Below are 6,435 nucleotides of genomic sequence, written 5' to 3'. Positions count from 1 at the left end.
AGCTGTTTAGCATATATTTTCATCCCTTTTCTTACTCCTTAACGATTCATTCTTGACAGTATTTCAATGATCTCTTTAATGTAATTTTGAACCGGCTAACACCGATTCTATTGTTTTATTTTTATTTATCGGTAAAAATTTACCGAAGTATTGTTATTAATAATCAATTATTAATCTAAATCAAAAAAGTAATGAAAGTTTTATTTAACATGAGGCTGAAGACACTATGGGCCGTCATTTTATTTGTTAACGTATTGTTTTTTACAAGCTGTAGTGACGATAAGGATTCCCCTGTAGCACTTGCGCCAGAATTCGAATGGATAACCCAACTTGATGAGACCAACCCTTTCTTTGTCATACCTGGACAAAGCTATCAATTAGAATATTCTGCCCAAAATGCGAATGCAATAAACATTGCCACACTACCCGAAGGCTGGAACGCACAAGTAGACGAAACTAACCACTCCATCAGCATACAAGCTTCTGAAAATGCAGTATCGAAAATTACATTGACAGTAAACGTACAAGGAGAAGGCGAACAAAAAATTTCATCAAAGGTTGACTTATACTGTTTAAACTCATTTGATGACCCTAACGGAACTTTTGTATTGAATGAAGGTAACATGACAACCGAAAACGGTTCGCTGACGTACATCACTCCTGAAGGCTATGTCATCGATGATGCTTATAAAGCTGTCAATGGTACTGAACTTGGCAACGTTGCACAAGACATGGCCTTTTGCGACGGAAAGATCTATATAATTTCACAAAACGGAGACATGAATGCCGTAGGCAGCCACTTCGACAACGACGGAATGCTGATAGTAGTAAACGCCAAAACATTAAAAAAAGAAATAGCATTCAGCAATGCCGAACTTCCTGGAATAGATTGGCCAAGCCACATTGCCGTCATTGATGAGCAACACGTATACATTCGAGACAATGAGGGAATTAAACATCTGGATATGTCTTCAAAAGAATTGAAATTTGTAGAAGGAACCGAACAAGCCCCAAAATCTCAGTTTTTCACCAGAAATGGAAAGGTTTATACGTACAAACCAGGATTAATCAGCGGTATCATTGAAATTACGCCAGAGGACGACTCTGTGAAAAAAATACTTTTCCCATATACCCTCTCGTGCCAAATCAACACGGTACTGGGTATTAAGCCTGCCGACGACGGCGATATATGGGTCATGTCGTTCGGTGCCGGTAAGAGCGCCATCAGCAAATTTAATCCGACAACCCGCGAAACTATACAACGTCAAATAAGTGTTAAGCCTTCGGTAGGCTCATCTGGTATGGGTTTCGTTGTTAAAGGAAACACTTTCTACTACGCTGATGGAACAACAATCTACCAGATGAATTTCAATGATGATCCAGCACTGGATGAAACAAGCGGACTTGATTCTGAAGAAATTCTTTGTGACTTGAATACCTTAGACAATAATGCAGGAATGCTTTACAATAACATAGCTGTTCACCCTAAAACTGGACAGGTATACATCAACACCATCAAATCATATGCCCAGTTCCAAACCAACCAGATATGGGCATTCGATTTTAACGCAAGTAAAGATGCCCCTGCTGCCAAATACGAAAATTATACAAACTTCCCTGCCGGATGTTATTTCTACCCTGAAAATTAATTGATAAAGAGACTTGAAAGATGAAAATAAATAAAACAATCATGATGGCTTGTATAGCCAGCTTCTGTACACTGAGTTTGGTGACCGGATGTTCTTCCGATACGATTGATGAAACTCCCGGCGATTCCAACGACTCCAACGACGAGACAACCTATCTGGACGGATATGCCCATCCGGATGGAGTGATAATCCTGAACCAGGGAGCACGTCTCTCACAAAACAGTACTATCACCTATATCAGTCCAGAAGGTACTATTGAAGAAAACAGCTATAAAAAAGTGAATGGAACCGCCTTTGGAAATGAAGCTCAAGATCTTTATATGTATAATGGAAAAATCTACCTGATAAGTAACGGCATCTACAGTCCTAATGGTGAAGAAGGAGATGGAGTACTGGTTATAGCCGATGCTGTCACTTTAAAACGGGAAAAAGCATATAAAATGGATGAGCTCAAGTTTCATCGTCCTGAAGGAAGCCTTGATCCAGAAGAAATGATGCCGATCACTACCCCTCTTGAGAATATTGCAGTTCTCGACGAACAAAATATTTTCTTTTCTGATGCACAAGGCGTATTCCGCTTCGACAGTACTACGGGAGATTTGAACATCATCGAAGGCTCCTTCCATTTCGGCAACCAAGGCAATACGGTAGAAGGAGTAGCCAGTACCCGAGGTATTATTCGTGTAGGAGACCACCTGTATTGTGGCGGCGGAGGTTTCTGGGAAACCACACGCCTGATTGAGTTTTCGAAAGGCATGAACAAAGTAAGCCGTGTATTGCCTGATCTGAAAGGAGATTTTATCAGCGGCATTTGCCAGACTGGCGAACGTGAAGTTATGTTAGCTACTTGTGGCAGAGGAGGTGAAAAGAAAAGCTATTTATATTTTGTCGATTTGGATAAATGGGAAATTACGAAAGAGAAACAGATTGCAGAAGATATCTCAGCCGAATTCTTCAACACTCCCGGCATTGCATTGGCTGGCGACTATCTGTATTATGCAGCTGGCAGTACAACAGTGAGACGTCTGTCACTTAGTACCTGGAAAGCTGTTGACTACATTGATATAAAACAAGATGCTCCTGATGGCGAGTATCTGAACTGTAATGTAGCTGTTGATCCTACGAACCAATACTTATATATTGCTGTATCAAATGCCTACAGCGAAAGCGAAATCCCCACTAAAAATTATCTGTTAATATACGATTGCAGTGGTGAAACATCCAAATTGGTTAAAAAGATCGAAAACCAGACCTGCTACCCCATTGGAGTTTTTCCTATGAGAAAGTTCTATAACTGATTTTAGAGCTCTCTCATGAATATTATGAAAAAAGCCCAAACAATCCCTGTTTTGGACTTAATCTTCAACAATCCTTCATAACACTTTTTCCTAATCTGCAAGGTTCACCATTCTTGGATAGAACCTTGCAGATTTTTTCACAAATTATGTTACCTCAATATGGTTTTCAGCATTATCTTTCTATCTTTGCCACAACGTTTTTTCTCCGTATTGTGATTTTTACCGACATAATACTACTAATAGAGTACAAAGTAAATAAGCAAAAACTGATACAGGAAAAGGAATGGATCATGTAGAGCAAGAATTCGTAACTCTCATACAGGAATATGAGCGTGTCATTTATAAAGTGTGCTATCTGTACACTACACCTCATGCTACCCTTAACGATCTGTATCAGGAAGTAGTTATCAACCTGTGGAAGGCTTATCCCAAGTTTCGAAACGAATGTAAAATTTCGACTTGGATCTACCGTATAGCCTTGAATACTTGCATCAGTTTTATCCGTAAAGAAAAAAACATTCCCGAAATTGTAACGCTGTCACAAATAGCCGACCGAATAGAAGAAACTGATGAAACACAAGTTATGCTAAAACGGTTATATAGCATGATCAATCGTTTGGGACAATTGGAAAAATCGATCGTGCTTCTCTATTTAGAAGATAAAAGCTACGAGGAAATTGCAGAAATTACCGGATTGACCTTAACCAATGTAGCGACCAAACTAAGCCGGATAAAAGACAAACTGAGAAAAATGAACAAGGAGGAATAGACATATGAATTTGGAGGAACTGAAAAAATCGTGGAACACATTGGATCAACAACTGCAAAAAGAACAGATTGCCAATGGAAAACAAATCAAGGAACTCATCGAAGGCTGTAAGTCTGGGACAAAACGAAGCATAAGCCGGATTTTAGGACTACAACGCATTTCGATGGTAACAGGTGGTATTGTTCTATTGCTGCTTGGAGTGGCTCTGATCGTAATGCCTGCCGTACTGGACGATTCAGACATGAGAGCCAGAATCTCACTGTTCCTGTTGTTTATCGGCGTCAGCATCGTCATTGGCATCTGGTGGGACTGGAAAACCTATCGTTGGAATAAACAGACTCACATTGACGAGATGTCTGTAGCCGAAGTAAGCCGACGCATGACAACTTTCCGACAGTGGACCCGCAACGAAATCATAGCCCTCTGCATCTGGGTAGTCGTATTCAATGCTTTCAACTACTGGGTGATGGGCTATCATCTGAAATCCATCGGAACACAAGTCGTCATCATATCAGCTTTCACTGCTATAGATATACTGATTATCTGTATCTTATATAAAAAAGGAATTTATCAGCATCTAGACAACATAAAAAAGAACATAGAAGAACTGAAAGACATATGCACCGAATAACACTTTTACTGGCCATTTTTCTGTTGATACCCGATGTGTACATCTATTTGGTACACATCGTAAAAAAGACTCAAAATATCCGAATACGACTTTCTTATTGGATGCCCACTCTGCTATTATCAGCCATTTATGTCTATTACATGTATCTGAGTGGTGATAATGCCTTGTCCAACCATACTCATAGCATCGGACGGCTGGCGGTAGGTATCATGTTATTTGCCGTTCCCAAAACCCTCTTCATGCTCTGCTCTTTAGTTGGCTTACTGATAAATTCTATCATCCGCCGCTGCCCTCGTCTACCGTTTAACATTATAGGTTTACTACTTGCTGCCATTAGTTTTGGCAACATCATCTACGGTGCCCTGTTTGGCATCAAACAGTTTGAAGTAAAACAGGTGGAATACAGTTCCCGACACCTACCCGCTGCTTTCAACGGCTACCGCATTGCACAAATATCAGACATTCACATCGGAAGTTGGGAGAAAGATCCCGCCTCCATACAGAAACTGGTAGATATAGTCAACGCCCAGAAGGCCGATATGATAGTCTTTACTGGTGACTTGGTCAACCAGCAAAGTCACGAACTGGACGGTTTCCAAGAGATTCTGTCACAGCTCCATGCACCTGATGGCGTTTACTCTGTATTAGGTAATCACGACTACGGAACCTACTACCGCTGGCCTACTGCCGATGACGAAAAGCAAAACCTGAACTACCTTATAGAACAGCAAAAAGCCATGGGATGGAAACTGCTGAACAACGAACATGCCATCATACGGCACAACGGTGACAGCATTGCCCTGATAGGTGTAGAAAACGACGGTGAGCCTCCCTTCCCGCAACATGCCGATCTGCCGCATGCCATAAAAGGAACCGAAGGCATGTTCAGTGTCCTGCTAAGCCACAATCCTACACATTGGCGTCGGGAAGTATTGCCAAAATCCAATATCGAGCTAATGCTGTCAGGACATACACATGCCATGCAGATGATTCTATTCGGACATTCGCTGGCTACCTTGAAATACCCCGAGTGGAAAGGCATGTATTACGAAGGCGAGCGTGCCTTGTATGTCAATATCGGTATTGGCTATGTAGGATTACCTTTCAGGTTCGGTGCCTGGCCCGAAATCACGGTCATCGAACTGAAACAGAAAGAATGACAAGAAAAAAAATCACTTTGGTATTCCCATTATCCATTATTCGATATTATCTTTGCATCCGGAAATACTGATAAATCAAAGAAGAATATGAGGATACTCTACAACATCTACCAAGTATGCTTTGCGTTGCCTGTCCTGCTGGTACTTACTATCCTGACCGCACTGGTTACCATCGTTGGCTCTCTGATCGGAGGAGCACATTTTTGGGGCTACTACCCTGGTAAAATATGGTCGCGCCTGACTTGTTATCTGCTATTGATTCCGGTAGAAGTTAAAGGTAGAGAAAAAGTACACAAGCACACCTCGTACGTTTTTGTACCCAATCATCAGGGAGCTTTTGATATTTTCCTGATATACGGTTTCCTCGGACGCAACTTCAAGTGGATGATGAAAAAGAGCCTGCGGAAAATTCCTTTTGTAGGCAAAGCTTGCGAAAGCGCCGGACACATCTTCGTAGATCGTAGCAATCCTAAAAAGATATTAGCAACTATGCGTCAGGCCGAATCTTCACTGACCAATGGCGTATCATTGGTTGTATTTCCGGAAGGAGCACGTACCTTCACAGGCCACATGGGCTACTTCAAACGAGGTGCTTTCCAGCTGGCTGACGATCTTCAACTGGCAGTCGTTCCCGTAACGATCGACGGCTCGTTCGAAATACTTCCCCGTACAGGCAAGTGGATACACCGCCATCGGCTGATATTAACCATACACGATCCAATCCCTCCCAAGGGAAAAGGACCTGAAAACATCAAGGCTACCTTGTCCGAAGCTTATGCCGCTGTCGAAAGTGCCCTACCCGAAAGATATAAGGGAATGGTTAAAAATCTGGACCAGGAAGTCCATTAAAAGAACAGCCTAAAAACAGTTGTCTTGTACTGATATAGGTAGACACATTTTAATAACAAAAATGTGAATCAACAATGAG

General features: G+C 41.5%; 6 protein-coding genes. All 6 read left to right on the top strand.

Annotated features, from left to right (window positions below):
- The first annotated feature begins 191 nt into the window (after positions 1-191).
- Entirely contained in the window at positions 192-1,649 is a 1,458-nt protein-coding gene (locus Q3C19_RS17555) for a DUF5074 domain-containing protein (protein ID WP_302731074.1), read from the top strand.
- 20 nt (positions 1,650-1,669) lie between these two features.
- Positions 1,670-2,947 carry a DUF5074 domain-containing protein gene (locus Q3C19_RS17550; RefSeq protein WP_277120902.1) on the top strand — a complete coding sequence of 426 codons (1,278 nt, stop codon included), beginning with the start codon at positions 1,670-1,672 and terminating at the stop codon, positions 2,945-2,947.
- A gap of 283 nt (positions 2,948-3,230) precedes the next feature.
- A complete protein-coding gene (locus Q3C19_RS17545; RefSeq protein ID WP_022164146.1) occupies positions 3,231-3,716 on the top strand; it encodes an RNA polymerase sigma factor in 486 nt (161 codons plus the stop codon).
- Between the two features lie 4 nt (positions 3,717-3,720).
- Complete coding sequence (locus Q3C19_RS17540; RefSeq protein WP_277120901.1) at positions 3,721-4,347, top strand: hypothetical protein; 627 nt, start codon at positions 3,721-3,723, stop codon at positions 4,345-4,347.
- Positions 4,335-5,507 (top strand): metallophosphoesterase, encoded by a 1,173-nt coding sequence (locus Q3C19_RS17535; RefSeq protein WP_302731072.1) that lies wholly within the window; start codon positions 4,335-4,337, stop codon positions 5,505-5,507. The genes Q3C19_RS17540 and Q3C19_RS17535 overlap by 13 nt, the downstream gene beginning before the upstream one ends.
- A gap of 87 nt (positions 5,508-5,594) precedes the next feature.
- A complete protein-coding gene (locus Q3C19_RS17530) occupies positions 5,595-6,356 on the top strand; it encodes a 1-acyl-sn-glycerol-3-phosphate acyltransferase (RefSeq protein ID WP_022164149.1) in 762 nt (253 codons plus the stop codon).
- Positions 6,357-6,435: the final 79 nt, after the last annotated feature.

The organism is Bacteroides sp. ET489 (assembly GCF_030518095.1).
Lineage (GTDB): Bacteria > Bacteroidota > Bacteroidia > Bacteroidales > Bacteroidaceae > Bacteroides > Bacteroides ndongoniae.
Note: the sequence above shows the minus strand (reverse complement) of the source record. Positions and strands in the feature narration are given on the sequence as shown.

Bases quoted from the DNA above. Each gene is read 5' to 3' on its own strand.
- Q3C19_RS17550 (WP_277120902.1), top strand. From the start codon at position 1,670: ATGAAAATAAATAAAACAATCATGATGGCTTGTATAGCCAGCTTCTGT.
- Q3C19_RS17540 (WP_277120901.1), top strand. From the start codon at position 3,721: ATGAATTTGGAGGAACTGAAAAAATCGTGGAACACATTGGATCAACAA.
- Q3C19_RS17535 (WP_302731072.1), top strand. From the start codon at position 4,335: ATGCACCGAATAACACTTTTACTGGCCATTTTTCTGTTGATACCCGAT.
- Q3C19_RS17555 (WP_302731074.1), top strand. From the start codon at position 192: ATGAAAGTTTTATTTAACATGAGGCTGAAGACACTATGGGCCGTCATT.
- Q3C19_RS17530 (WP_022164149.1), top strand. From the start codon at position 5,595: ATGAGGATACTCTACAACATCTACCAAGTATGCTTTGCGTTGCCTGTC.
- Q3C19_RS17545 (WP_022164146.1), top strand. From the start codon at position 3,231: ATGGATCATGTAGAGCAAGAATTCGTAACTCTCATACAGGAATATGAG.